This is a genomic window from Plantactinospora sp. CA-290183, assembly GCF_050936375.1.
Lineage (GTDB): Bacteria > Actinomycetota > Actinomycetes > Mycobacteriales > Micromonosporaceae > Plantactinospora.
In genome coordinates, this window is sequence record NZ_JBNJMX010000001.1 from 892,973 (window position 1) to 918,723 (window position 25,751).

General features: G+C 73.7%; 19 protein-coding genes and 1 pseudogene. 11 read left to right on the plus strand and 9 right to left on the minus strand.

Annotation, left to right across the window (positions count from 1 at the left end; translation table 11 throughout):
* Positions 1 to 274: 274 nt before the first annotated feature.
* Positions 275 to 5,474, minus strand: a pseudogene (locus tag ACQEUR_RS04265) (SCO7613 C-terminal domain-containing membrane protein).
* A gap of 230 nt (positions 5,475 to 5,704) precedes the next feature.
* Entirely contained in the window at positions 5,705 to 7,132 is a 1,428-nt protein-coding gene (locus ACQEUR_RS04270; protein WP_433025446.1) for a UDP-glucose dehydrogenase family protein, read from the minus strand.
* Between the two features lie 397 nt (positions 7,133 to 7,529).
* On the opposite strand from ACQEUR_RS04270, the gene ACQEUR_RS04275 reads away from it, so the two are divergent.
* Both ACQEUR_RS04275 and ACQEUR_RS04280 read left to right on the plus strand, forming a co-directional pair.
* Positions 7,530 to 10,394 (plus strand): M14 family zinc carboxypeptidase, encoded by a 2,865-nt coding sequence (locus tag ACQEUR_RS04275; protein WP_433025449.1) that lies wholly within the window; start codon positions 7,530 to 7,532, stop codon positions 10,392 to 10,394.
* 210 nt (positions 10,395 to 10,604) lie between these two features.
* Positions 10,605 to 11,150 (plus strand): AAA family ATPase, encoded by a 546-nt coding sequence (locus ACQEUR_RS04280; protein ID WP_433025452.1) that lies wholly within the window; start codon positions 10,605 to 10,607, stop codon positions 11,148 to 11,150.
* Between the two features lie 39 nt (positions 11,151 to 11,189).
* Here ACQEUR_RS04280 and ACQEUR_RS04285 read toward each other — a convergent pair whose 3' ends face one another.
* Together ACQEUR_RS04285 and ACQEUR_RS04290 are read right to left on the minus strand one after the other, a co-directional pair.
* Positions 11,190 to 11,546, minus strand: coding sequence for a hypothetical protein (locus tag ACQEUR_RS04285; RefSeq protein ID WP_433025455.1), 357 nt, complete (start codon positions 11,544 to 11,546; stop codon positions 11,190 to 11,192).
* Positions 11,547 to 11,675: 129 nt separating this feature from the next.
* The gene (locus tag ACQEUR_RS04290; RefSeq protein WP_433025458.1) at positions 11,676 to 12,005 is read right to left on the minus strand and encodes a hypothetical protein; all 330 of its coding nucleotides are present in this window, start codon (positions 12,003 to 12,005) and stop codon (positions 11,676 to 11,678) included.
* Between the two features lie 258 nt (positions 12,006 to 12,263).
* On the opposite strand from ACQEUR_RS04290, the gene ACQEUR_RS04295 reads away from it, so the two are divergent.
* The 5 genes from ACQEUR_RS04295 to ACQEUR_RS04315 all read left to right on the plus strand — a co-directional run bounded on the left by ACQEUR_RS04295 (position 12,264) and on the right by ACQEUR_RS04315 (position 15,850).
* A complete protein-coding gene (locus ACQEUR_RS04295) occupies positions 12,264 to 13,046 on the plus strand; it encodes a helix-turn-helix domain-containing protein (RefSeq protein WP_433025461.1) in 783 nt (260 codons plus the stop codon).
* Positions 13,036 to 13,239: a DUF397 domain-containing protein gene (locus tag ACQEUR_RS04300; RefSeq protein ID WP_433025464.1), complete on the plus strand. Its 204-nt coding sequence runs from the start codon at positions 13,036 to 13,038 to the stop codon at positions 13,237 to 13,239. The genes ACQEUR_RS04295 and ACQEUR_RS04300 overlap by 11 nt, the downstream gene beginning before the upstream one ends.
* 128 nt (positions 13,240 to 13,367) lie before the next feature.
* Positions 13,368 to 14,075 (plus strand): hypothetical protein, encoded by a 708-nt coding sequence (locus tag ACQEUR_RS04305; protein ID WP_433025467.1) that lies wholly within the window; start codon positions 13,368 to 13,370, stop codon positions 14,073 to 14,075.
* Positions 14,076 to 14,085: 10 nt separating this feature from the next.
* Positions 14,086 to 14,535: a protein-tyrosine phosphatase family protein gene (locus ACQEUR_RS04310; protein ID WP_433025470.1), complete on the plus strand. Its 450-nt coding sequence runs from the start codon at positions 14,086 to 14,088 to the stop codon at positions 14,533 to 14,535.
* A 145-nt stretch (positions 14,536 to 14,680) separates the two neighbouring features.
* Positions 14,681 to 15,850, plus strand: a complete 1,170-nt coding sequence (locus tag ACQEUR_RS04315) for an acyl-CoA dehydrogenase family protein (protein WP_433025473.1) — start codon at positions 14,681 to 14,683, stop codon at positions 15,848 to 15,850.
* Between the two features lie 25 nt (positions 15,851 to 15,875).
* Here the strand turns inward: ACQEUR_RS04315 and ACQEUR_RS04320 are convergent, their stop codons facing one another.
* From ACQEUR_RS04320 to ACQEUR_RS04330, 3 genes are all read right to left on the minus strand, one after another.
* Positions 15,876 to 16,859 (minus strand): thiamine pyrophosphate-binding protein, encoded by a 984-nt coding sequence (locus ACQEUR_RS04320; RefSeq protein WP_433025476.1) that lies wholly within the window; start codon positions 16,857 to 16,859, stop codon positions 15,876 to 15,878.
* Between the two features lie 129 nt (positions 16,860 to 16,988).
* Positions 16,989 to 17,792 carry a hypothetical protein gene (locus ACQEUR_RS04325; protein WP_433025479.1) on the minus strand — a complete coding sequence of 268 codons (804 nt, stop codon included), beginning with the start codon at positions 17,790 to 17,792 and terminating at the stop codon, positions 16,989 to 16,991.
* A 107-nt stretch (positions 17,793 to 17,899) separates the two neighbouring features.
* A complete protein-coding gene (locus ACQEUR_RS04330; RefSeq protein ID WP_433025482.1) occupies positions 17,900 to 18,562 on the minus strand; it encodes a hypothetical protein in 663 nt (220 codons plus the stop codon).
* A gap of 158 nt (positions 18,563 to 18,720) precedes the next feature.
* Here ACQEUR_RS04330 and ACQEUR_RS04335 point away from each other — a divergent pair, with 158 nt between their 5' ends.
* Entirely contained in the window at positions 18,721 to 19,305 is a 585-nt protein-coding gene (locus ACQEUR_RS04335; RefSeq protein ID WP_433025485.1) for an acyl-CoA thioesterase, read from the plus strand.
* 626 nt (positions 19,306 to 19,931) lie between these two features.
* Positions 19,932 to 21,923: an acetoacetate--CoA ligase gene (locus ACQEUR_RS04340; protein ID WP_433025966.1), complete on the plus strand. Its 1,992-nt coding sequence runs from the start codon at positions 19,932 to 19,934 to the stop codon at positions 21,921 to 21,923.
* On the opposite strand, the gene ACQEUR_RS04345 is transcribed toward ACQEUR_RS04340, so the two are convergent.
* Positions 21,920 to 22,612 (minus strand): TIGR03089 family protein, encoded by a 693-nt coding sequence (locus tag ACQEUR_RS04345; protein ID WP_433025488.1) that lies wholly within the window; start codon positions 22,610 to 22,612, stop codon positions 21,920 to 21,922. The two genes, ACQEUR_RS04340 and ACQEUR_RS04345, sit on opposite strands and share 4 nt — an antisense overlap.
* Positions 22,613 to 22,878: 266 nt before the next feature.
* Here ACQEUR_RS04345 and ACQEUR_RS04350 point away from each other — a divergent pair, with 266 nt between their 5' ends.
* Positions 22,879 to 24,024, plus strand: a complete 1,146-nt coding sequence (locus ACQEUR_RS04350; protein WP_433025491.1) for a glycosyltransferase family 4 protein — start codon at positions 22,879 to 22,881, stop codon at positions 24,022 to 24,024.
* Positions 24,025 to 24,110: 86 nt separating this feature from the next.
* The gene (locus tag ACQEUR_RS04355) at positions 24,111 to 25,211 is read left to right on the plus strand and encodes a mannose-1-phosphate guanylyltransferase (RefSeq protein WP_433025494.1); all 1,101 of its coding nucleotides are present in this window, start codon (positions 24,111 to 24,113) and stop codon (positions 25,209 to 25,211) included.
* On the opposite strand, the gene ACQEUR_RS04360 is transcribed toward ACQEUR_RS04355, so the two are convergent.
* Entirely contained in the window at positions 25,180 to 25,749 is a 570-nt protein-coding gene (locus tag ACQEUR_RS04360; RefSeq protein WP_433025498.1) for an NUDIX hydrolase, read from the minus strand. The genes ACQEUR_RS04355 and ACQEUR_RS04360 overlap by 32 nt on opposite strands.
* Between the last annotated feature and the right edge of the window lie 2 nt (positions 25,750 to 25,751).

Here is a 25,751-nt window from a genome sequence, read left to right on the forward strand (position 1 = left end):
CAGCTCTACAGGCGCCCAATCCGTCGGTTGCCGCTCGTCCGTGCGCCGAGCCCGACACGCGCCCAGCCCGACATCCAGCCGACCCGCCGGGCGCCCCGTCTGTGCGCCGAGCCCGACATTCAGCCGACCCGCCGGGCGGCCCCGTCTGTGCGCCCAGCCTTACAGGCGCCGGTCGACCAGGCGCCGGTCGACCAGGCGCCGGTCGGCCGATGGGTCCGGTCGGCCAGGTGGCGGGCTGGCAGGCGCAGTGCCACGGCGGCCGAGGGCCGGCGGGCTACCGCATGCCGCGCAGCGAGCGCAGCCGGTCCTGGGTGCGGCGGCGGTTCTCGTTGCTCGCCCCGAAGGCCAGCAGCAGCAGGCCGACCGGGATCAGCACCAGCCACGGGCCGAAGCTGAACAGCGCCCGGAGCGCCCCGATGGCGGTGACGACCGCGCCGACGATCACCGGTGCCTGCTGGCGCCGGTAGGAGCCGAAGATCAGCGTCGCCACCCCGCCGAGCAGCAGCAGCACCTGCCGTACCGGATCGTTGTTGCCGGCGATCACGATCACCAGGGTGGGGAGGAACGCCGCCACCAGCGCCGGCCCGTACGCCACCCAGCTGCTCAGATCGGCGCGGTGCCGCAGTTCCAACAGCCCCACCAGCAGGGCGAGCAGCGCGAAGGGCAGTGTGTACGCCTCCGGCAGCGCGACGTCGGCGACCGCCATCATCACCCACCAGGCGACGATCTCGCAGCCGACCGCCGACCAGAAGAGCGTGCGCCGCTCGACGGTGCTGCGGTACGGCCGGGTGGCGGCCACCCCGAGCACCGCGCCCCACGCGGCGAGCAGCGCGGCGAGGTGCCGGGGCGAGTCGTAGGCCAGCGCGGCGGCGATGAGGGCCGCGCCGTAGCCGCTCCACTCCACGGCGGTCGCCTCGCGGACCGCCTCCGGACGGCGCAGCCGGGGCAGCGACGTGGCGAGCAGCAGCAGTACCGCACCCACCCCCAGCACGCCGAAGGCGGACCAGACCGGCGCCAGCCCGGCGACCAGCCCGGCGGTGAAGACGAAGAGCTGGGCCTTGACCGAGGCGAAGAGCCAGCCGAGGATCCGGGCCCGCTGGGTCCGGCCGCCGATCGCGGCGACCGCGCCGACGCCCACCGCGGCACCAAGGGTGAAGAGGGTGAGTTCGCGGGTGGCGAGCGCGCCGGCCAGCCCCGCCCCGCCGGCCGCCAGGCCGATCGCGAAGACCAGGATCCGGGTCAGCCGCAGCGAGCGGGCCCGCTCGGCCTCCGGCGGCGGCGGAGTCAGGGCCAGCCCCAGCATCGAGATGGTGAAGACCGCGAGGGCGGCCATCGTGCTGTTCGGCCAGCCCATCCCGAGCGAGATCGGGGCGATGAGCAGGGTGACCGCCGCGCCGGGGAGCACCACCGGGATCGCCCGGGCCGGCCGCCCGTTGCCGAACCCGGTGGCGGCCAGCCCGGCCGCGACGGTGAGCAGGAGCGCCGCCAGCACGTTGCCGGGGTGGACCGCACCGGCCTGCGGCCCGGCCAGTTCGGGCGGCGGGCCGTCCCAGATCCGGGTGAGCGTCTGGTACGGCTCGACCAGCGCGGCCACCAGGGCCGGGGCGAGGGCGGCCACGGCCAGCGCGGTCGGCAGCGCGGCGGCGACCATCGCACCGACGGCCGGGTTGACCGACCAGCGGCCCGGCCGGTTGGGCTCGGGCAGCCGGCGGAACGCGCCGCCGAGCATCACCGACCAGCGGCGGACCGGCTCGCGCAGCGGACTCGGCGCCGGGGTGACCGCCCGGACCAGCTCGGCGAGTACGCCGAGCAGTACGGCCGCGGCGGCGTACACGCTCCAGGGGAGGTCGGTGAAGAGTGCGGCGAGCGCCCCCGAGGTCGCGCCGCCGACGATGCCGACCGTCGCGAACGGCAGGTACTGCGGGACGTGCCGACGGACCATCGCCATCACGGCGACGCCGAGGCTGGCGCCGGCGAGCGTACCGAGGATGACCACCTGGGCGGGCCAGCGGAGGGACGCGGCGAGCGCAGCGAGGCAACCGGGGAGCGCGAGCAGCGCGCCACCGGCGGCGAGGCCGCCGATCTGCGCCAGGTGCGGCGGCAGCGTCCAGGAGTCGGCCTCCTCGGCCGGACCGGTCAGGGCGCCGACGATCCGGGCGAGGGCGGCGACGACGGCCCCGATCAGCAGGACCATGCCGAGCGCGGCGGCGGTGGTCCACGGCCGTACCAGGCTCGCCCCGACGGCGTGCAGGGCGACCACGGCGGCGACGGTGGCCCGGGCCAGGCCGGCGCGGGGATCGGCGGCGACCACGGCGGTCACGCCGTAGACGGTGGCGACCGCGCCGCCGACCACGATCGGGGACCACCACGGCAGTCCCAGCGCGGCCGGGGTGCCGATGGTGGCCAGCCCGACACAGACGCCGGCCACGTCGTAGGCCCAGGGGCGGGGCAGGGCGATGGTGGCGGCCGCGGCCAGCAGCACCAGCGCGACCGGGGCCTGCCAGCCGGCGCCGACGGTGCCGACCGGCCAGCCGGTGAGGTCGGCCTCCCAGAGCCGGCCGGGGGCGGCGAGCACCCGCAGCCCGCCGCTGAGCGCCGTGTAGCCGGCGATGAGCGCGACGACGCCGCCGCTGAGGGCGAGCCCGAGGACCGGCCCACGCCGCCAGTCGGCCGGCATCGCCCGGACTCCGGCGGCCACCACCAGGACCACGAAGCCGGCAGCGGCCAGTTCGACGCCGTCGCCGAGGATCCCGGAGATCCGGGCCAGGGTGCCGATCAGGGCGGCGGTGACGGCCGCCGCGGCGATGTCCGCCCCGTCGAGCAGCCGGTCGGCCCGCCGCCCGCTGTCGATCGACGGCGCCAGGAGCAGGAGTACGGCGGCGACCAGCACCAGACCGCCGACCCAGGTGTCGGCGAAGGTGGCGCCGGGCGCCCCGAAGGCGGCGGCGGTGACCGCGAGCGCGCCGAGCCCGGCGCCGACGGCCAGCGGCAGCGGGATCTGCCGTCGGGAGACCTGGGTTATGGCGGCGTACCCGAGGACGGCGCAGACGGCCAGGAAGCTGGCCGCGAGGACCGGCTCGGTCGCCTCGCGTACGGAGGTGGCGGTCGGGGTCGGGTCCATCGGCACCGTCGCCGCCACGAACGACGCCACCGCGAACATGCGCGAACGCCGCACCGCCGGCCGCCCACTGCGCGACCAGCCCGGCGCAGCGGCCCAGGGTGGCGGTCGGGACGGTCGGGGCCAGGGCGATCAGTGCCCCGGCGATCGCGAGCGCGAACAGCACGGCGGCGGTGAGCCCGGGCCGGGCCACCGAGGCCGCGGCTCCGGCGAGTCCCAGCGCGGCCGCCGCGACGGCGTGGGTCAGCGCGGCGCGACGGGTCTCCGCGGCGAGGCCGGCCAGACCGATGCCGATCCCGACCAGCACCGGTGGCCAGGGAGCCGCCGCCCAGGGCAGGCCGAACGAGGCCGGCGCCGACAGCGCGGTGAGCGCCGCGCCGATAACGGCGAACTCGCGCCGTACCTCGGGCGGGGAGGCGAGCACCGCGGCGATGGTGAGCAGCAGCGCACTCGCGGTGAGCTGCCAGGACGTCGGGTCGACCCCGGTGGCCAGCTCGACGGGGTACCGGGCGAGGTCGGCCTCCCAGACCGGGAGCGCGGCCCGGATCGGCGCCACGGCCGCCCGCAGGGCGCCTCCGGCCACCAGCGCGCCGATGACCACCAGGGCGGCGGCCGAGGCGAGCTGCGGGCCCCGGCGGGCCGCCTCCGGCACCACCCGTACGCCGACGCCGGTGATCGCGATGACGGCGGCGATCACCAGCAGGGCCTGTCCGGGGAGCGCGACGGCGGCGATCCGCCCGGCGGCACCGATCACGGCCAGCGTCATGATCGCGCCGCCGATGTCCGGCAACGGCGCCTGGCCCAGGGTGAGCGTGCCGGCGAGGCCGACGGCGGCGGCGAGCAGCAGGACCAGGCCGGCCCGGGCCGCGTCCGGTACGGTCCCGGCCTGCACCAGCGCGGTGACCGCGTAGACCAGGGCGGCGGCGAAGGTCAGCCAGTGCAGCGTCCAGGTCAGCTCCCGCAGCCACGGGGCGACCGGCGGCCGTACCGCCGGGGCCGCCGGCGCACCGGGTCCGTCGGGTACCGGGTCCAGCCCGAGGTCGGCGTCGTTCCCCCGGCGGGTCTCGCCCCGGCGAGCCTCGCCCCCGAGGGCCTCGCCCCCGAGGGCCTCGCCCCGGCGGGCCTCCCCGCGCCCGGGGTCGTCCCCGCGCAGCGGGCCGTCGCGCAGGTCGCGATCGTCGACCCGCAGGACGGCGTCGGCCTCCTCCGGCGAACTCTCCGGCCGGTTGGTGCCCGCCCCGGGCCGGGCGGCGGGCGCGTCCGGTGCGGCGGGATCCTCCGGCCGGGTGCCGGTCGACGCCCGGCCGGCCGGGGCGGCGGCCGGTGCGCCGGGGCTCCGGGTGCCGGCGCCGAACCGGAACCGGCCCGGCCCGCCGGTGAGTCGTCCGTCGTCGGTGAGCAGCCGGGCCAGGTAGAGGTCGGCGAGCGCCACCGCGGTCAGTACGGCGGCCCAACCGGCGGGCCCGTGGATCCACTGGTACGTCAGCAGCGGCAGGACCGGCTGGAGTGCGATCACCACCGTGTACCGGGGGGCGTTCAGCCCGGTCGCTCCCGCGTACGCCCCGGCGACGGCGGCGGTGACCAGGCAGGCGAGCCCGGCGAAGGTGGCCCCGGAGAGCGGGCCGTCGCCGAACCGTTCCACCGTCCAGAGTGCGTAGCCGATCAGCGGCACCAGGAGCAGGCCGACGGCGGCGATGGTCTCGGCGGTGGCGATCAGCCCGCGCCGGGCGATCCGGGGCGCCACGGCCAGCATCAGCGCGGTCGCCAGGAGCAGGATGGTGACCCGGCTGAAGGCGTCCAGCGTACTGATCGCGACCGCGGCGAAGACCACGGCCGAGACGCCGAGCAGCAGCGCGCCGAGCCCGAGCAGGATGTTCTGCACCTCGCGGCTCGACGCCTCGGGCCGGTTCACCGGTTCGATGTCCGGCAGCGGCTCCGTCGGGGGCGGGGGCGGCGGGGGAGGCGGGGTCCAGCCCTGGCCGCCGCCGTTGCGGGGCTGCCGGGGGACCCGCGACGGGCCGGGCGTACCCGGTGTGCCGGGGGCGGTCGCCGACGCCGGGGCGGCCGTCGGTGGGCGGCGGTTGGCCTTGCGGCGCAGCACCCGGCGGGGCTTGGTGTTCTGCTTGCGCCGCTGCTCGTGCGACAGGATGTCGCGCTGGAAGAGCGCCGCCTGCATCTGGGAGGCGATGGTCTTCTGCTCCTTGGCGATCGCCGCCTCGCGGATCTTCATCTCGGCGATCGAGCGCTCGATCCGGGCCAGGTCGTCGGCCCACTGCGGCTGTTCCGCCCCGCACTGTGGACAGACCGGCGCCGCCTCGATCTCCCGGCCACACGAGGAGCACTGGTACGTACTCACGGCACCTCCTCCTGGCCGGCGGCGCTGCGTCACGGGCTTCCCCCGGAAGCATGCCCATAGCGGGCAACCGTTGAACAGTCCCCGGTCGTGGGGCGATTTCCGGCTGAGGAGATCCTAAAAGGCCGGCCGCGTACCCGGTCGGGTACGCGGCCGGCAAGTCGGCGCGAAATTTACGGTCGTCGGGGTCCGGTGCCGGAGCCCGCCGCGGGGCTCAGCGGCTCCGGCGGGATTCAGGGGCGGCCCATGCCCCGGTATTCCCAGCCGGCCTGGATCCACAGTCCCGAGTCGAGGCAGTTGCGGCCGTCCACGACCCGCCGGCCGGCGGCCAGCTCGCCGAGGGCGACCGGGTCGGCGTTGCGGAAGTCGGCCCACTCGGTGAGTACGCAGACCAGGTCGGCACCGCGTACCGCGTCGATCATGCTCGGCTCGTAGCTCAGGTCGGGGCGTTCCCGGCGGGCGTTCTCCATGCCCTGCGGGTCGTAGACCCGCACGTCGGCGCCGGCCTTGTGCAGCGCGGCCGCGACGGCGAGCGACGGGGCGTCCCGGACGTCGTCGGAGTTGGGTTTGAAGGTGGCGCCGAGGACCGCGATCCGGGTGCCGGACAGGTCGGGGCCGGCCGGGCCGTAGCGGCGGCCGAGCAGCTCGGCGGCGAGCTGGAGCACCCGGGTACGCCGGCGCAGGTTGATCAGGTCGACCTCGTGCAGGAACCGCAGCGCCTCGCCGGCGCCCAGCTCCTGGGCGCGGGCCTGGAACGCCCGGATGTCCTTGGGCAGGCAGCCGCCGCCGAAGCCGACGCCGGCCTGGAGGAAGCGGTTGCCGATCCGCGGGTCGTAGCCGATCGCCCGGGCGAGCTGGGTGACGTCCCCGCCGGCGACCTCGCAGACCTCGGCCATCGCGTTGATGAAGGAGATCTTGGTGGCGAGGAAGGCGTTCGCGGCGACCTTGACCAGCTCGGCGGTGGCGAAGTCGGTCACCACGAGCGGGACCTCGCGGTCCTCGGTGGCGGCCAGGTCGAAGACGCCCTTGTGCGCGGAGTAGAGCATGCCGTTGGCCCACTCGCTCTTGACCCCGACCACGATCCGGTTGGGGCGCAGCACGTCCTCGACGGCAAAGCCCTCCTGGAGGAACTCGGGGCTCCAGGCGACCTCGACGCCGAGGTCGGCCGGGGCGTGCTTGCCGACCAGCTGCTCGATCCACTCGGCGGTGCCGACCGGCACGGTGGACTTGCCGACGATCAGCGCCTTGCGGGTCAGGTGCTGGGAGAGCCCGGTCACCGCGGCCTCGACGTACGACAGGTCGGCGCCCATCCCGTCGGCGCGCTGGGGGGTGCCGACGCAGATGAAGTGCACGTCACCGAAGGCGGCCGTCTCGGCGATGTCGGTGCTGAACCGGAGGCGGCCGGCGGCCAGGTTGCGCCGGAGCAGCTCGTCGAGGCCGGCCTCGTGGAACGGCACCTGGCCGTCGGCCAGCTTGGCGATCTTCTCGGCGTCGACGTCGAACCCGATGACCTCGTAGCCGAGTTCGGCGAAGCAGACGGCGTACGTCGCGCCCAGGTAGCCGGTCCCGAGGAAGGTCAGCCGCGGGCGGGAGGCGCCGGACGGAGGGGTGACCGCGGGGATCGCCGGCATGGGCTGAGTGCTGGGGTACGGAATCGTCACGCCTGTCTTCTCCGCTCGCAGTAGCGGCGCTTCCTTGCGTCGCGGTCGGGAGTATCAGCGCCGGAGGAGAGCGCCGATGTCGGACATTGTGGGCCTTGCACACCTCGGGTCGTGGCTGCGCGGTCGGCGAGTCGGCCGGCCGTGCGGGCGACGACAAGGGCTGAGCCTACGCGGACCGCGCTGGCCGTCGCACCTTCGGTCGCCATGTTCACAGCCGGCGCCGACGCCGCCGACGGAGGTCGGCGGATGGGGCTATTCCCCCGATTTTAGGCGCTAGGCGTGTTTCACGGCTCGGTCGATTCGTCGTCCTTGAAGATCTTGACCGCCGGAAATGGCTGGTCATAGGCTCCGAGCCACCCTTACGCCCGATTCTCCGAGAAGGGAACACGAACTTCAGATGACACTCTGGAAGTTCCCCCCGAAGTCCCTCTCCAGATCCACGCTCTCCCGGCGGCTCGGCGGTGCCGCCCTGGCCCTGGTCCTCGCCCCGCTGCCGCTGCTGCCGGGCACCCCGGCCGCCGCCCAGCCCGACGGCCCGGCCGGCGCCTCGTCCGGCCCGCGCGGGTGCAGCCAGAACCCGGCCGCCCGGCTGGCCGACGTACCCAGCCCGGAGGCGCATCTCGGCTTCCCGCTCGGCGTCGGGCAGGAGCGGGTGGTCACCGACGACGAGATCCGCTCGTACCTCGGTGCCGTCGACGGCGCCTCCGACCGGGTGGTGACCGGCACGCTCGGCACCAGCGTGCTCGGCCAGACGCTGCCGTACGCGATCGTCTCGGACCCCGCGCACCTGCGCCGGGGCGAGCTGGAGGAGATCGCCGAGGAGATCCGGGCGCTGCGCGACCCGCGCCGGCTGTCGGACCGGAAGGCGGCGGAGACCGCCGCCCGGGGGCCGGCGATCGTCTACGTGACCGGCAACGTGCACGGCGGGGAGAAGAGCGGTGGCGACGCCGCGCTCAAGACCCTCTACGAGCTGGCCGCCGGGCTCTCCTGCGAGGTACGGGAGCGCAACGAGAACCTGGTCACGATCATCGTGCCGACGCAGAACCCGGACGGCCGGGACGCCACCCGGCGGCAGAACGAGTACGGCTTCGACCTCAACCGGGACTGGTTCGCCCGGACCCAGCCGGAGACGGACGCCAAGGTCGACCTGCTGCGCCGGTACCCGCCGCAGGTCTTCGTCGACGCGCACGAGATGGGCGGTCTGGAGTACTTCTTCCCGCCGAACGCCGACCCGATCCACCACGAGATCCCCGGCGAGGCGGTCGACTGGATCAACCGGATCGGCGCGGCGAACGCGGCCGGCTTCGGCTACAACGGCGCCTGCACCGACACGGTGACCACCGAGTGCTACTTCAACTACGACACCTACGACATGTTCTTCATGGGGTACGGCGACACGGTGCCGACCACCGGCTTCGGCGCCGCCGGCATGACGTACGAGAAGGGCAGCTCCTCGGCCGTCCAGGACCGGGTGCAGCAGCAGTTCAACACCCAGTGGGCGACCCTGGGCTGGGCGTCGGCCAACAAGCGCGAGGTGCTGTCCGGCTACTACAAGATCTGGAAGGACGCCCTGGCACAGGGGCGGGCCGGCGCGCTGGAGCCGAACGAGGTGGTCCAGCCGACGAACGAGGTCCAGTTCCCGGTGCCGGACGTGACCGTCCGGTCGTACTTCCTGCTGCCGAACCGGCAGCTCGGCGACGTACGGCAGCTCGTGGAGCGGCTGCGCGGGATGGACGTCGAGGTCTACCGGCTCACCCGGTCGGCCACGGTGCCGAACGCGCGGATCTTCGGCGGGCGCTCCGCCCGCAACCTGACGGTGCCGGAGGGCGCGTACTGGATCCCGATGGAGCAGCCGCAGAAGCACTGGATCCAGGCGATCATGGGCGAGGACCCGTACGTGCCGTTCCCGTACTTCTACGACGTCTCGTCGTGGAGCAACCCGCTGCTGATGGGCGTGGAAACGGTCTACACCGGTGACCGGCTCTCGCCGAGGGCGGAGCGGGTGCGGGACATCGACGGCGGGCGCACCTGGGTGGCGCCGCGCCACGGCTCGTACGCGTACCCGCTGGACTCCGCGGCGGCGGCCGAGCTGACCTTCACGCTCCTCGGCGCGGGCGTCGAACTGCGGCGCGACCAGGCCACCGGCGTCGTCACGCTGCCGGCGGCGGCGCTGACCCCGTCGCGGGACCGGCTCGCCGAGTCCGCCGGGGTGACCCTGACGGCCCGGCGGAGCGCGCCAGCCGGCACGGTACTGCGCCGGCCCGACGTCGGCCTCTTCGGCGGCACCGGCATCTCGACCACCGCCGGCTCGCACGGCGAGGCCCGGTACGTCCTCGGCAAGCGGTGGGGGCTGGACCTTACGCCGGTGACCACGGCGGACATCAACGAGAACACGCCCGCCTTCACCGGCCGTACCGTCCTGCTGGTGCCGGACGGCAGCAGCCCGACCGGTGGGCTCACCGAGGCCGGCCAGGCCAACCTGCGGACCTGGGTGGCCGGCGGCGGCACCTACCTGGGGCTGCGCAACCAGGGCACCCGGATGGCCCGGGCGGCCGGTCTCACCTCGACCACCGAGCTGCCGAAGCCGGCGGACTACCAGGTGATCGGTTCGCACCTGCGGGTCGACGTGGACCGGAGCAGCCCGGTGGGGCTGGGCCGGCCGGCGGAGGACTTCGAGTTCAACAACGGCGACTCGATCCTCAGCCCGAGCACCACGGGTAGGAACGTGCTGCGGTACCCGGCCGACGAGCGGTTCTGGTTCAACGGCTACACGGTGCACGCCGACGTGCTCAAGGGCACGGCGGCGCTGGTGGACGAGCCGACCGGGTCCGGGCGGGCGGTGCTGTTCGCGTTCAACCCGCTGTTCCGGGCGTACAACGAGAGCGGCCTGCACCTGGTGGCCAACGCGCTGCTCGCCCCGGCGACGGGTCCGGCCGCCTCGGCGTCACCGGGCGCGCGGGCCACGGCGACCCCGCCGGCCGTACCGTCGGCGCGGGCCGCCGCTGCGGCGGCACCGGTGCCGGAGAACCTGGGCGGACAGTGGCGGCCGATCACCATCCAGGTGCCGGCCACCGATCTGTCCCGGGCTCGGGCGCTGGTCGCCGAGCACGCCGGGGACGTCCGGGTGGCCACGGCGAACGACTCGGCCTACCTGACCATTCCCAACCCGGAGGGTCTGGCGGCCGACGAGCACCCGTTCCTGCGTGACCTCGTCCGCGAACTGCGGGCGGCGAACATCCCCCTGCGCTCCATCGTGGCCTAGCTGTTGGGCTAGGTGTAAGGAAGGGCCCCTTCTTATCGCTTTTTGTATAGGAAGGGGCCCTTCCTAACACCCCATCCGGTGATCTCGTAAAGTTCGGCCGGCTATAACGGGCCGAACTTTACGAGATCATGAAGCGGTCGACATCAGCGCCAGTTGGTCGGGGGGCGGGGTGTGGCGGCTGGGCTCCTTCTGCTGGTTAGGCTCGGCTCCGTGATTGTCTGGTTGAACGGGACCTTCGGCGCCGGTAAGACCACCACCTCGAAGGAACTCGTACGACTGGTTCCGCAGGCGCGGATCTTCGACACGGAGCAGGTCGGCTACCTGCTGGAGCATGTGTTGGGCGTACCGGTCACGGACTTTCAGGACTGGCCGCCGTGGCGGACCCTGGTCGTGGAGACCGCCGCTCAGCTTCTGGCCTTTACCGGCGGGGTGCTCGTCGTGCCGCAGTCGGTTCTGGTGGAGCAGTACTGGATGGAGATCCGCGCCGGTCTCGACAGGGCCGGCATCCCGGTTCGGCACTTCGTGTTGCACGCCGAGCGGGACATCCTGGTCCGACGGATCGAGACGGACACGGTCGAGACCGGTGCTCGACAGTGGCGTCTGGACCACCTCGATGCCTACGAAGAAGCTCGTGGCTGGCTGAGCCGCGAAGCCGAGGTGGTGGACACGACAGGGGCTCCGGCCGCGCAGGTCGCGCAACGCATCGCGGCGGGGCTGACGGGGACGTCATCGAGGGTGTCAGACCGAGGGGCCTGAGGCGCGGGGGACGTACGCCAGCATCGCGGTCGAAGGCGGTCAGGGCGGGTCCCGGGGCGCCCAGCCCAGGAAGCGGGTCGAGAGGTCGACCGGGTCGACGCCGGGCAGGTCGTGCAGCGCCCGGTGGAGCTGACAGGCCAGGTAGATCATCAAACCGACCCGGTCGTTCCGGTACGCGAGCAGCAACGACAACCGGGCCGGCTGGCACGGCCAGGGGGCGCCGCAGCCACGGCATCGAAACGACGGCCGGGCGGGTACGTGGGCGCGGAATCGGGCGTGCGGCCCCCGGATCTCGGCGCCACCGTCGGCCGTGTCGTGCGTCGGCTCCCGGGTCGGGTCGGCCGGCTCGTGCCGGCTCGTCCGGTCGGGTGTTCTCGGGTCGGTCTCGCCAGTCACGGCCGGCCGACCTGTCGGATGTGCTCGCCGTGCCAGGCGCGGTGGGCCTGGGCGGGCGTGAGCCGGCCGGCCCGCCCGTTGCCCAGCTGAGACCAGGTCGGAGCGTCCCAGAGCGGCCGCTCGTTCCGGCTACCGGCGCGGGCCGGTGGGCATCCGGGGTCGGGAGAGCCGGCGCGGGCCGGTGGGCATCCGGGGTCGGGAGAGCCGGAGCGGGCCGGTGGGCATCCGGGGTCGGGAGAGCCGGAGCGGGTCGGTGAGCATCGGGGGTCGGGAGGGGCCGCCCGGTTCGGTGGGTGTCCGGGGTCGGGAGAGCTGGCGCGGGTCGGTGGGCGTCCGGGGCCGGGGCGGGAGTGGTCCGGATCGGGGGAGCCCGTCGGTCGGGTCGGGCCACCGGGCACCCCTGCACCGGGCCGGCAGCGGGGGCCGGGCCAGCGGCGTCCGCAGGCGCAGAAATACCACAGGAAATACCAGGCGCGGCGATGCCGTATCTGTGCACGGTGCCGTTTTGGCATTGATCTTTCCTCCTTCCGGGATTGGACGCGGGAGGTCACCCGATTGACGTCGGGCGACCTTCCCGCGCGGTTCCACCCGGCGTCCTTTTCCGCGAGCGGTTCCGCTGAATCCAGGGTGGACTTTTCCCGTCCCGATCCGGTAGGTAGGAGGGGGCCAATTGACATCGGTAAGGATTCACCCAACGGCGGTAAGGACGGGTAGGACATGAGCAGTTCTCTGGCCATGGCGTTGCGGCACCTGCGCTCCGCAAAGGGGCTGACCCAGGAGCAGGCCGCCGAGGCGATCCGGGTCTCCGCGTCGCTGATCGCCGCGTTCGAGACGGACCGGCGGATTCCGCTGCCGGACACCGCGCAGCGGCTGGATCAGCTCTTCGGCTCGGGGAACCTGGTCGCGACGATGGCGGCGGAGGCCCGCCGGGGCGCCGCACCGGAGTGGTTCCGCCCCTTCGGCGACTACGAGCGGGAGGCGGTGGCGCTCCGCACCTTCGAGCCGCTCTACGTGCCCGGCCTGCTCCAGACCGAGGCGTATGCCCGAGCGGTGCTCGCCGGTGGCCTGCTCGACGCGGAGCAGGCCGAGGCGCGGCTCGCGATCCGGCTGGATCGGCAGGCCACCATCCTGGACGGTCCGCGCCCGCCGCTGGCCACCTTCGTCGTGGACGAGGCGGCGTTGCTCCGCGGTGATCCCGAGATCATGCGGGAGCAGGTGGCGCACCTGATCGAGCTGAGCCACCGGCCCCGGGTCTTCCTACACCTGGTGCCGTTCAGTGCCGGGGTCTACGTCGGGCAGAGCGGCGCGTTCGCCCTGGTTACGCTGGAGGACGGCGCGGACGTGGCGTTCATGGAGGACCAGTTGACCGGTCGGCTGATCCCCGAACCGGAGCCGCTAGCCATCCTCGTCCGGGCCTGGGACGGAGTACGCTCGGTGGCACTTCCCCGGGACCTGACCCGTGCCGCGCTCTCGAAGATGGTGGATCGACATGACCCGTGACGTATACGTCTGGCGGACCTCGTCGCGCTCCAACTCGAACGGCGGCAACTGCGTCGAGGTCGCCGACAATCTTCGCGACGTGGTGGCGGTGCGGGACAGCAAGGACCCGCAGGGGCCGGTGCTGAGCTTCGGCCCGGTGGCCTGGCGGGCCTTCGTCCGCGACGTCGCCCCCGCTGACCGAGCCCTCCGCTGACCGAGGCCCCCGCTGACCGAGCCCCCGCCGACGGGGCGCAGCGGCCGCCGTTCGCGGTGCGGGGACCCCTCCCCAGACCCGGCGATACCGTTGCGTCCTCGAACGTCAATGTCTGACGGGAGGATCTGGTGCAGACACGGACCGCCGGTCGGGTGCTCCGCAAATACCGGCTACGGCCGAAACAGCTGGTGTTCATCACCCTCTTCCTCGGGGCGCCGGGCATTCCGTTGGTGCGTTCGATCGTGCCGGAGCCGGACCTGCCCCTGACGTTCAAGGTGTCGATGCTCGTGCTGATCAGCACGGTGTACCTCGGCATCATCTGGTTCTGGCGGGTGGCGACCATCGTCTACCAGGACCACATCGTGGTACGGCAACTGTTCTGGACGCGCAGGACAGCGTGGTCCGACGTGTTGAGCATCGAGATCGAGAACAACCCGGCCTCGTCCCGGACGATGCTGCTCGACCGCGAGGGCCGACTGTTCGCCCTGCCAGGGGGCCTTGGGGCACAGGTTCACGAGGTGCGGGCCATCAAGGACGTCTGGGAGCGGTACCGGGGCGGGGGTTGGACGCCGCCGACCGAAGCCGCCGTGCTGGCGGCCCAGTACCGGGCCCGGGCGCGGGAGTACGCATTCGTCTGGGCGATGTTCCTGGCAGTTGGTTCGTTCCTCGCGCTGCTGTTGACCGGACTCGTCCTGTACGCCAGGTCAGACTGGGACAACGACGGGATCCCGTCGTTGTTCCAGGCGATCGGCTTCGTGCCGGTGGTGATGTTCGTCGCCGGGTACCAGGTCGCTGTCCGCCTCCTGAGCCGCCGGTACGCGGCATACGCGCCCTGAGGATCTGATCATGGAGCCGATCACCACCTGGGAACCCGGCGCCGCCGGTGTCCTCCGCCTGCCGTCCGGGCGTCTGGTTCGCGGCCGCGGCCTGCGCCGGCCCCTGCCCGCCGGTCCGTCGCCCACCTTCGGTGTGTACCTGCTGGGCCGCCCGCCGCCCCCGGTCGCCTGGCAGAGCCGGTGGCTGCGCTGGCCCGACTTCTGGCTGCCCGGCGACCGCCAGCAGGCGCGGGAGACGTTGCGCGAGGCGCGGGAGATCGCCGCGAGCGAGCGCGTCGAGATCGCCTGCGGCGGCGGCCGGGGCCGCACCGGTACCGCCCTGGCCTGCCTCGCCGTCCTCGACGGGGTGCCGCCCACCGAGGCGGTCGCGTTCGTCCGGCGACACTACGACAGGCGGGCCGTCGAGACGCCGTGGCAGCGCCGGTACGTCGAGGGCTTCGCCACCTCCGTCACGCCGTGATCGCCGCCGCCTCGGCCGCTCGGCCGGTCGCCCCGACGCCGCAGCCGGAGGCCGGTTACCGGCGAGTACCCTGTCCTGGTTACTGGCGGGTATCGTCAGGCGGACGGGGCGGGCGCCGCCGGGACGAGTGACGGGGAGGGCCGCGATGAGCAGCGGGTCGGCATTCGACGTGTACCAGTTGCCGGAGGAGCACGAGGCGGTCCGGGAGGCGGTCCGGGAGGTCTGCACCGCCAGGGTCGCGCCGAACGCCGCCGAGGCGGACGAGACCGGCGAGTTCCCCATGAAGTCGTACGAGGCGCTGCGCGCCGCCGACTTCCACGCCCCGCACATCCCCGAGGAGTACGGCGGTGCCGGCGCGGACGCCCTGGCCACCGCGATCGTGATCGAGGAGGTCGCCCGCGCCTGCGCCTCCTCCTCGCTGATCCCGGCCGTCAACAAGCTCGGCACGATGCCGCTGCTGCTGGCCGGCTCGGACGAGCTGAAGCGGCGCTACCTGCCGCCGGTCGCCCGGGGCGAGGCGATGTTCTCGTACTGCCTCTCCGAGCCGGAGGCGGGCAGCGACGCCGCCGCGATGACCACCCGGGCGGTCGCGGACGGCGACCACTACGTGCTCAACGGCGTGAAGCGGTGGATCACCAACGCCGGCGTCTCCGACTACTACACGGTCTTCGCGGCCACCGACCCGGCCGCGCGCTCGCGGGGCATCTCCGCCTTCGTGGTGGAGAAGTCCGACCCCGGGGTCAGCTTCGGCGCCCCGGAGAAGAAGCTCGGGATCAAGGGCTCGCCGACCCGCGAGGTCTACCTGGACACCGTACGGATCCCGGCGGACCGCATGATCGGCGCGCCCGGCACCGGCTTCGGGACCGCGATGCGGACCCTGGACCACACCCGGGTGACCATCGCCGCCCAGGCGGTCGGCATCGCGCAGGGCGCGCTCGACTACGCCATCGGGTACGTCAAGGAGCGCAGGCAGTTCGGCAAGGCGGTCGCCGAGTTCCAGGGCATCCAGTTCATGCTCGCGGAGATGGGGATGAAGCTGGAGGCGGCCCGCCAGTTGACGTACGCGGCGGCGGGGAAGTCCGAGCGGGACGAGCCGGACCTGACCTACTTCGGCGCGACGGCCAAGTGCTTCGCCTCCGACGCCGCCATGCAGATCACCACCGACGCGGTCCAGCTCCTCGGCGGGTACGGCTACACCCGCGACTACCCGGTGGAGCGGATGATGCGGGACGCCAAGATCACCCAGATCTACGAGGGCACCAACCAGGTGCAGCGGATCGTGATGGCGCGGCACCTGCTCAAGGGCGTCGCCTAGCCGGTTCCCGAGCCGACGGCTCGGGTCAGCTCGCGGTCTGCTCCGGCAGGCCACCCCACGGCAACCGGGGCGGGTCCATGGACATCCGTACCTGGTAGTCGAGGGCGGTCGTCTCCTGCCCCCACCGGGGCATACCGGCCGGCACATCCTCGGTGTCCAGCCGTACCTCGATGATGGTCAACCGGTCGGGCCTGCCGGACAGGCCGGCGAAGACCCGGGCAAGTTCCCCTTCGGTGGTGACCACGTGCGAGTCGACCGGCGCGTTCCGGGCGAACACCGTCGGCAACTCGGCGTAGCGCCAGGTGTCGATGTCGTTGTAGGGCTGGTGTGGGCCCTCGATGGCCCGCTCCACCGTGTAGCCGCCGTTGTTCAGCACCATGATGATCGGACGTTGGCCGGTGCCGAGCATGCGGCTGATCTCCTGGACGGTCAGCTGGAGTGAGCCGTCGCCGGTGATGAGGACGACCCGGCGGGCCGGCTCCGCCATCCCCGCGCCGAAGGCGGCCGGCGTCGCGTACCCGATCGCGCCCCAGAGCGGCGCCAGCAGGACGTCCGTGGCCGGGGGCAGGTGGAAGTTGTCGGCGGTCAGGCTGGTCTGGGCCACGGTCACCTCACGGCCGACCCGGACCCAACGGTCGTAGTCGCCGTCCGCGAGCGAGTGGTGCATCGCCGCGTGCTGCTCCATGATCCGGACCGGTGGCCCGCCCACGATCGACACGATCGGCACCGACTCCGCCATTGCCCCGGCGAGGCCACACACCGCGGAGAGTTCACCCGGACCGAAGGTGGTGACGATCGCCGCGATGCCGGCCAGCCGGGCGTAGCCGTCGGCGCTGTAGGCGGCGTTCAACTCGTTGCAGCTGCCCACCCACTCGATCCCCGGAAACGCCTCGATCTGGTCGAGAAACTCCATGTTGTAGTCGCCGGGCAGGCCGAAGATGTGCCGTACGCCAAGGTCGTGGAGCCGGCTCAGTAGCAGCTCACCCACGGTGGTCATGGCTCCGCGCATCGTGCACTCCCGTCACCGCGCCGCCCCGGCTGCCTCATTCTCGCGTTTCCGCTGCCCGCGGGACCGGAAATCGGCAAACCACGGCCGGGCCGCAGGAGGTCGATGTGCGGGAGTCGGCTCCCGGGCGGGTCAGCTCGGTCGGCTGTCGTCACCGAGTCGGCGGGTGACCCCGTCGGTGCCGTCGTCCGCCAGGCCGGCGCCCCCGGTGAACTGCTGGGTCCCGTCCGTACCGGACTGCGGGCTCGGCGGGCGGCCCTGCGCCGGCGTGGCGGGCGGCGGCGCCTGGTACGGCGGCCCGAACGGCGCGTTCGGCGGCGTCGTCGGGGCATGCTGCGGCGGCATCCACGGTGCGTTCTGCGGTGGGGTGGGCCCGTAGTTCGACGGGACGGTAGGCCCGTAGTTGGGCGGCGCCGACTGGGGGTGGTTGGCCGGGCCGATCGCGGGACCGTAGTTCGGCGGGAGGACGCCGGGCCCGGGCGCCGGGTACTGCGGGTGGCCCTGCTGCCCGGCGTTGACCGGGTATCCGGCCGGTGCCGGATCGCCACTCCGCCAGCGACGCGGACTGGCCACGGTGCCGAGCAGCGCGACGCCGAGCAGCACGCACAGGCCGCCGATCGGGGCGGTGAGCGCCTGCGGGGTGCCGAGGAAGCTCGCCGGCAGCACGTCGACGAGCGACCGGAAGTCCACCGCGGTCCAGGCCGCCATCAGCAGGTAGCAGAGCCCGGCGACGGCCGGGCCGACCGGAGAGATCCGGGGGACCAGCAGGACGGCCAGCAGCACGCCCGCGACGACCAGCAGCGCGAGCCCGAGGACCACGCCACCGGCCTGCTCCCGCACGATGCCGGTGTTGAACCGGGTCAGCCCGACGCCGGTCAGCACCCAGAGCAGCGGCACGCTGACCAGCCCCAGGAGCAGCGATCCAAGATGTCGCACGTCCAACCTCCTCAGCCGGTCACCTCAGGCACCGTACCGGGGTGGGGCAACGCACGTCCGACCCGAACGGTCGGGGCGGGTCGCGGATACGACCCGCCGGGCGGTCGTCAGCTCGTCGAACTGTCCGCGGCACCGTCGCGCTTGCCGGCGGTACGCGGCGGGGCTGCCCACGGCGACTCGCCCTCCCGACGGGGCAGCGGGGGCAGCGGTTCGGTGTCCGGCTCGGGATAGCGCAGCGTCGGAGGTGACACGTCACTCTCCGGCGGGTTGTTCAGCAGCGACCAGTCGGTCGGCGTGTGCTCCTCCTCGTCGGCCGGGGGCGGCGTCGGTGTGGCGTCGGCCGGGGCGGGCCACCGCCGCCAGCGCTGGACGCTGAACGTCGCCATCAGCAGCAGGACGCCGATCAGGAAGGTCGTGCCGTTGTCCAGCACCGCCAGCAGCGGCAGCGGGTCACCGAACACCTCCCAGTTCGTCGGGACGGCGTTCCGCACCGCGAACGGGTCGATGAAGAGACCGACGTACGGGGCGACCAGCAGCAGACCGGCGACGAGCGGCCCGAGCGGCGACACCCGCAGCGTGCCGAGCAGGCCGAGCAGGACGCCGGCGACCCCGAGGTACACGGCCGCCTGGATCAGGTTCGCGGTGTTGAATCTGTCGAGTTCCACCCAACCGGCGACGGTGCGGGCCGATCCGTCCTGACCGAGCGCGATCATCGCGCAGGTCAATGGCGCCGCCACCAGTCCGGCGAGAAAGCTCCAGAGATGTCGCATCCGCGCACGGTACCGCCTCCGGAGGGATCGGTCAGCCTGTCCCGCGCCGGCCGCACCGATCTTGCCGTACGGGCAGCGGTGTTCACCCGCGGTAACCGGGGTCACTGGGCGGGTCGACACCGGCGGGTGGCCCCGGGGGGCGCCGTACCGTTGCCGCCATGACCGACACCGCCCCCGGCCACACCACCCCGAGCGACGCCGCCCAGACCGAGCAGGCCACGCCACCGCCGGCCGGAAAGCCGACCGCCTACTCCCGGGTCACGCTGAGCCGGATAATGACGGCGGTCGACGTCAACCTGTACGGCACGGTGCACGGCGGCGTGCTGATGAAGTTCGTCGACGACGTGGCCGGTGCCTCGGCGGCCCGGCACAGCGGCGGCACGGCGGTAACCGCCGCGATCGACGAGATCGTCTTCGCCGAGCCGGTCCGGGTCGGCGATCTGGTGCACGCGCACGCCCAGGTCAACTGGACCGGCCAGACCTCGATGGAGGTCGGCGTGCGGGTCGTCGCCGAGCGCTGGGACAGCGCCGAGGACGACCCGATCGTGGTGGCCACCGCGTACCTGGTCTTCGTCGGGGTCGACGTCGCGGGCAATCCCCGCGCCGTGCGCCCGGTGCTGCCGGAGACCGCCGAGGACGAGCGCCGCTTCCGGGAGGCGGAGATCCGCCGGGCGCACCGGCTGGCCAAGCGCCGGGCCATCCAGGACCACCGAGGCACCGGCACCGGCACCTCCACCGCCTGACGGGCCGCCGGCGAGGGGCGGCGATCGGCCGTCCTGCCAGCGCCCCCGCCAGCACCCTGCCCCCGCCAGCACCCTGCCCCCGCCAGCACCCTGCTCGCGCCCGGTGGCGTCGGCCTGGCGCCGCAAGGGTCCCCGGGCGCCTGTAGAGCTGGGCGCACAGGCGGGGCACCCGCCCGCCGTCGGCCGGGCGGCCGGCTGCCGGCCGTGCGTGGGCGCATAGGCGGGGCAGCTCTACAGGCTGCCGACCGGGTATCGAGCCGCCGCGCGAGGCCGCCCGCCGCGCGAGGCCGCCCGCCGTGGGTGGGCGCGTAGGCGGGGCAGCTCTACAGGCTGCGGTCGGCCGGGGCGGCTGGCTGCCGGCCGTGGGTGGGCGCGTAGGTGGGGCAGCTCTACAGGCTGCCGACCGGGTATCGAGCCGTCGAGCCGGGCCGCCTGCCCCGCGCCGGGCCGCCCGCCGTGGTCGTCCCACATGTGCCGGGGGACGGCCATGTGGGCCGGGCACGCGTACCGGCCGGCTTCCGGTGCGCAGAATGGCGGGTCGGAGTACGCCACAATGGCACGGCGGACCAGTGAGGCGGACCACTGGCTAGGCGGACCACTGGCTAAGCGGGGAGGAGCCGACGATGGTGGGCGAGGTGCTCTGGACGCCGCCGGCCGACGTGCGCGACCGGTCCCGGATCGGCGCCTACCTGCGGTGGCTGAGCAGCGAGCGGGGACTCGACTTCGACGACTACCCGGCGCTCTGGCAGTGGTCGGTCACCGACCTCGACGGCTTCTGGCGCTCGATCTGGGACTACTTCGACGTCCGGGCGTACACCGAGCCGACCGCCACCCTCGTCGACGCCGGCATGCCCGGCGCCCGCTGGTTCCCCGGCGCCACCCTCAACTACGCCGAGCACGTGCTGCGGATGCCCGGCCTCGCCGACGACGACCCGGTGGTGATCGGGCACAGCCAGACCCGGCCCCCGGTCACCCTCGACGCCGCCCAGCTCCGCGACCAGGTACGCCGGGTCCGGGCCGGCCTCGCCCGGCTGGGCGTCGGCCCCGGCGACCGGGTCGCGGCGTACGCGCCGAACATCCCGGAGACCTTCGTGCTGATGCTGGCCACCGCCAGCCTCGGAGCGATCTTCTCCTCCTGTGCCCCCGAGTTCGGCACCCGCAGCGTCACCGACCGCTGGCGGCAGATCGAGCCGACCGTGCTGGTGGCCGTGGACGGCTACCGGTACGGCGACAAGCGGGTCGACCGCCGGGCCGAGGTGGCCGCGATCCGGGACGCGCTGCCGTCGCTCGTACACACCGTGGTCCTGCCCTATCTCGATCCGGACGCCGCACCGGCGGACGCGGCCCTGACCTGGGCGGACCTGGCCGCGGAGAGCGACGAGCCGCTCTCCTTCGCGGCGGTGCCCTTCGACCACCCGCTCTACGTGCTCTACTCCTCGGGCACCACCGGGCTGCCCAAGCCGATCGTGCACGGGCACGGCGGGATCCTGCTCGAACACCTCAAGATGCTCGCGCTGCACCACGACCTCGGGCCGTCCGACCGGTTCCTCTGGTTCACCACCACCGGCTGGATGATGTGGAACTTCCTGGTCTCCGGCCCGGCGGTGGGCGCCGCGATCGTGCTCTTCGACGGCAACCCCGCGCACCCCGACCTCGGGGCGCTCTGGCGGCTCGCCGCCGAGACCGGCACCACCTACCTCGGCACCTCGGCGCCGTTCCTGCTGGCCTGCCGCAAGGCCGGCCTGCGCCCGGCGGAACTGGCCGACCTCGACGCGCTGCGCGGGGTCGGCTCGACCGGCGCACCGCTGCCCGCCGAGGGCTTCCGCTGGGTGTACGAGGCGGTCGGCCCGGACCTGCGCCTGGATTCGCTCTCCGGCGGCACCGACGTCTGCACCGGCTTCGTCGGCGGGGTACCGCTGCTCGCGGTGCACGCCGGGGAGATCGCCTGCCGCTGCCTGGGCGCCCGGGTCGAGGCCCGCTCCGCCGACGGCGTGCCGGTGCTCGACCAGCTCGGCGAGCTGGTGATCACCGCGCCGATGCCGAGCATGCCGGTCGGGTTCTGGAACGACCCGGACGGCCGCCGCTACCGGGAGGCGTACTTCGACGTCTATCCGGGCGTCTGGCGGCACGGGGACTGGATCACGATCAACTCCCGTGGCGGCTGCGTCATCACCGGCCGCTCCGACGCCACCCTCAACCGCGGCGGCGTACGGCTCGGCACCGCCGAGTTCTACTCCGTGGTGGAGGGGCTGGACGAGGTGGTCGACTCCGTGGTGATCCACATCGAGGACGACGAGGGCGGCGCCGGTGAACTGCTGCTCTTCGTGGTGCTGGCGGAGGGCCTGGACCTGGATGCCGCGCTGACCGCGAGGATCGCCCGCGAACTGCGTACCGCGCTCTCGCCCCGGCACGTGCCGGACGAGATCCGCCAGGTGGGCGCGGTGCCGCGGACCCTGTCCGCGAAGAAGCTGGAGGTACCGGTGAAGAGGATCCTCACCGGTACGCCGGTGGATTCCGCCGCCGCCACCGGCGCGCTGGCCAACCCGGAGTCGCTGGTCGCCTTCGAACGGATCGCCCGGCAGCGCCGGGCGGGCCGCGCGGCCGAGGTGACCGGCTAGACCAACTCCACGCTCACCCGTTCGGTCCCGACCCGGCCGGCCAGCCGGTCGGCGTCGAGCCGGCCGCAGAGCACCACGCTGGCCCCGACGCTCAGCGGGGCGAGCAGCCAGTCCACCGGGTCCGGGTGGCGCGCCGCGTCGATCAGCACCCGGTCACCGGCCCCGATCCCCAGCTCCGTCGCGCGCCGGGCCGCCCGGCCGACCAGCTCCGCGTCCTGCGGCCCGCCCTGCGGGTACGGGCTGAAGTGGTCACCGTGCCCGCGCACCTCGACCACGTAGTCGGCGTACCCGGCCGGCAGTTCGCGCAGCGGGGCGGCGAACGGGGCGAGCGCGAGCGCGTACCGGTCGCCGGCGGGCCAGGCCGCCGCCGCGTCGATCCGGTCGGCGGCGGCGAAGAGCACGTCGACCGGCCGGGCCGGGTCGTCGTGTACGGCCGCCCCGGCCGACCAGGCGCCGAGCAGTACGGCGGCGGTCTGCCAGTGCGGCGGCAGCAGCACCCCGACGGGATCGCCGGGGGCCAGCCCCGCCGAGTCGACCAGCAGGTTCGCGGTCTTGGCGACCCAGTTGGCCAGGGTCGCGCCGGAGAGTTCGGTACGGTCGCCGGTCGCGTCGTCGTACCAGGTGAGCAGCGGTCGGGCCGGGTCCGCGGCGACCGCGGCGGTGAACACCCGGGCAATGTTGTCGGCCATCGCCCGCGACGATACCCAGGTCGGGATGACAGGTCGGCCGGCGGGCGGGCATCGATCGGACCGCGCGTCCGTCGAGCGCGTCGGCGCGGCCGGCACAGTCACCGGAAAGACAGCTGACCGACGGGTCGCCGTCAACGCGCTCCGCCCGACCCGGCGTAGGCTTGGTGTAGGTGTTGTTTCCCACAACTCGATGACGTGTTCTTGCCCACACCGTTGGTCGACCCATCCCGCAAGCCGACCCACACCGCCAGCCGAGGAGTTGCCCAGTGACCGCCGGTCGCCCGCCCCGCGTGCTCATCGACGCCACGAGTGTCCCCGCCGACCGGGGCGGCGTGGGTAGATACGTCGACGGGTTGCTCGGGGCCCTCGGCAAGGTGATCGGATCGGGCCTGGAGCTGGCCGTGGTCGGGCTCCGCACCGACGCGGAGCGCTACACCCGGATGCTGCCCGCCGCCGAGGTGATCCCCGCTCCGGCGGCGGTCGCGCACCGGCCCGCCCGACTGGCCTGGGAGCAGACCGGTCTGCCGCTGCTGGCCCAGCAGGTCGGGGCGCACGTGCTGCACGCGCCCTTCTACACCTGCCCGCTACGCGCGGGTTGTCCGGTGACGGTGACCGTGCACGACGCGACCTTCTTCACCGAACCGGAGCACTACGACAAGACCCGCCGCACCTTCTTCCGGAGCGCGATCAAGACCTCGCTGCGCCGGGCGGACCGGGTGATCGTGCCGAGCAAGGCCACCCGGGACGAGCTGATCCGGCTGCTGGACGCCGACCCCACCCGGATCGACGTGGCCTACCACGGGGTCGACCAGTCGGCGTTCCACGCCCCGACCGACGAGGAGAAGGCGCGGGTGCGGGCCCGGCTCGGCCTGGGCGGGCACAACTACGTGGCGTTCCTCGGTGCCAAGGAGCCGCGCAAGAACGTACCGAACCTGATCCGTGGCTGGGTGCTCGCGGTGAAGGACCGGCCCGACCCGCCGGCGCTGGTGATCGCCGGTGGCCAGGGGCACGACGACGACATCGACCGCGCGGTGGCGGACGTGCCGGCCCACCTGCGGCTGCTGCGCCCCGGCTACCTGCGCTACGCCGACCTGCCGGGCTTCCTCGGGGGTGCGCTGGTCGCCGCCTATCCGTCCTACGGCGAGGGTTTCGGCCTGCCGATCCTGGAGGCGATGGCCTGCGCCGCGCCGGTGCTCACCACTCCGCGCCTGTCGCTGCCCGAGGTGGGTGGCGACGCGGTCGCCTACACCAGCGAGGATCCGGAGCAGATCGCGACGGACCTCGGCTCGCTGCTCGACGACGAGGCACGCCGGTTGGCGCTGGCCAAGGCCGGCTTCGACCGGGCCAAGGAGTTCACCTGGGAGTCGAGCGCCGAGGTGCACATCGCCGCCTGGAGCCGGGCCCGCGCCTGAGCCGACCGGGGTGCCCCGGCACCCCGGCGGTCGCCGGTACGGGCAAGGGTGGGTGACCGACGCCACGTGTCCGGCATGATGTGCTGATGCTCTTCGCCGTCATCCCGGCGGGCGGCAGCGGCACCCGTCTGTGGCCGCTGTCCCGTGCCGGTCATCCCAAGTTCCTCCATCCGCTCACCGGCAACGCGGACTCCCTGCTCCAGGCGACGGTCGGCCGGCTCGCCCCGCTGACCACACCGGAGCGGACCATGGTGGTCACCGGTGCCGCGCACGTGGCCGCGGTGGCCCGGCAACTGGCCGTGCTGCCCGAGGAGAACATCCTGGTCGAGCCCTCGCCCCGGGACTCCTGCGCGGCGATCGCGCTGGCCGCCGCCGTGATCGCGCTGCGCGAGCCGGAGGCGGTGATGGGCTCGTTCGCCGCCGACCACCTGATCGGCGACCCGGAAACCTGGGTGGCTACGGTCCGGCAGGCGATCATCGGCGCCGAGCAGGGCCTGCTGATGACGGTGGGCATCAAGCCCACCCGGCCGGAGACCGGCTACGGCTACCTGCAGTGCGGCGAGCTGGTCGGCACCGGTCCGCTGCGCCGGGTCGACGAGTTCAAGGAGAAGCCGGCGACGGAGGTCGCGGAGGGCTACTACCGGTCCGGACGGCACCTCTGGAACGCCAGCATGTTCGTCTGGCGGGTCGACGTCTTCCTGGCCGAGCTGGCCCGGCAGCAGCCCGCGCTGCACGCCGGGCTCACCTCCGTCGCGCAGTCCTGGGACACGCCGCAGCGGGAGGAGGTGCTCGGCGCCATCTGGCCCACGCTGCCCAAGATCTCCGTCGACTACGCGGTCATGGAGGGCGCGGCGGCGGCCGGCCGGGTGGCCACCGTGCCGGGTGACTTCGGCTGGAACGACGTGGGCGACTTCGACACCCTCGGCGACGTACTGCCGGCGGACTCCGACGGCAACGTGGTGCTCGGCGCGGAGATGGTCGAGCCGAAGCCGGGGGTGCTGCTCCGGGACACCGAGCGGCTCGTGGTGGTCCCGCACTCCGGCCGGCTGGTGGCCGCGCTCGGGGTCCGGGACCTGATCCTGGTGGACACCCCGGACGCGGTGATGGTCTGCCCCCGGGACCGGGCCCAGGAGGTCAAGAAGCTCGTCGACGAACTCAAGGAGCGGGGCGAAGAGAACTACGTCTGAGCGAGGCGAGCGCCGGCGCCACCAGTTGGGCGGTGGCGTCGGCCAGCGGCTCCGGCAGGGCGTCCGGCGCGAACCAGCCCAGCTCCACCGACTCGGGGCTGACCCGTTCGACCGCCCCTGGCGGGGCGACGACGGCAAAGCGTACGTCGTGGTGCAGGGAGCCGCCCTGGCAGGCCACCGGGTGGATGTCCAGGTCGATCGGTACGGGGTCCAGCCGCAGTCCCTCGATGCCGGACTCCTCGGTCGCCTCCCGCAGGGCGGCCCCGGCCAGCGTCAGGTCCTCGGGCTCGCAGTGCCCGCCGAGCTGCACCCAGCGCCGGAAGCGCCCGTGCAGGCAGAGCAGCACCCGCTCGCCGGTCGCGTCCAGCACGAGGGCGCTGGCGGTGACGTGACCGGCCCGGTGCGCCCGGGTCATCGCCGCCGGCCCGCCGTCGTGGAGCAGCCGCAGCGTCTCCTCCAGCGCGGCCCGCGCCGCCGGTGTCGGCGGCCGCCAGTCGGTGAGCAGCGCCACGGCGTCGGCGTACAGGGCTTCCAGCACGG

Coding starts and splice junctions, on each gene's coding strand:
- ACQEUR_RS04295 (WP_433025461.1), top strand. CDS start 12,264: ATGAGCAGTTCTCTGGCCATGGCGTTGCGGCACCTGCGCTCCGCAAAG.
- ACQEUR_RS04275 (WP_433025449.1), top strand. CDS start 7,530: ATGACACTCTGGAAGTTCCCCCCGAAGTCCCTCTCCAGATCCACGCTC.
- ACQEUR_RS04320 (WP_433025476.1), bottom strand. CDS start 16,859: ATGCGCGGAGCCATGACCACCGTGGGTGAGCTGCTACTGAGCCGGCTC.
- ACQEUR_RS04300 (WP_433025464.1), top strand. CDS start 13,036: ATGACCCGTGACGTATACGTCTGGCGGACCTCGTCGCGCTCCAACTCG.
- ACQEUR_RS04335 (WP_433025485.1), top strand. CDS start 18,721: ATGACCGACACCGCCCCCGGCCACACCACCCCGAGCGACGCCGCCCAG.
- ACQEUR_RS04315 (WP_433025473.1), top strand. CDS start 14,681: ATGAGCAGCGGGTCGGCATTCGACGTGTACCAGTTGCCGGAGGAGCAC.
- ACQEUR_RS04345 (WP_433025488.1), bottom strand. CDS start 22,612: ATGGCCGACAACATTGCCCGGGTGTTCACCGCCGCGGTCGCCGCGGAC.
- ACQEUR_RS04355 (WP_433025494.1), top strand. CDS start 24,111: ATGCTCTTCGCCGTCATCCCGGCGGGCGGCAGCGGCACCCGTCTGTGG.
- ACQEUR_RS04310 (WP_433025470.1), top strand. CDS start 14,086: ATGGAGCCGATCACCACCTGGGAACCCGGCGCCGCCGGTGTCCTCCGC.
- ACQEUR_RS04330 (WP_433025482.1), bottom strand. CDS start 18,562: ATGCGACATCTCTGGAGCTTTCTCGCCGGACTGGTGGCGGCGCCATTG.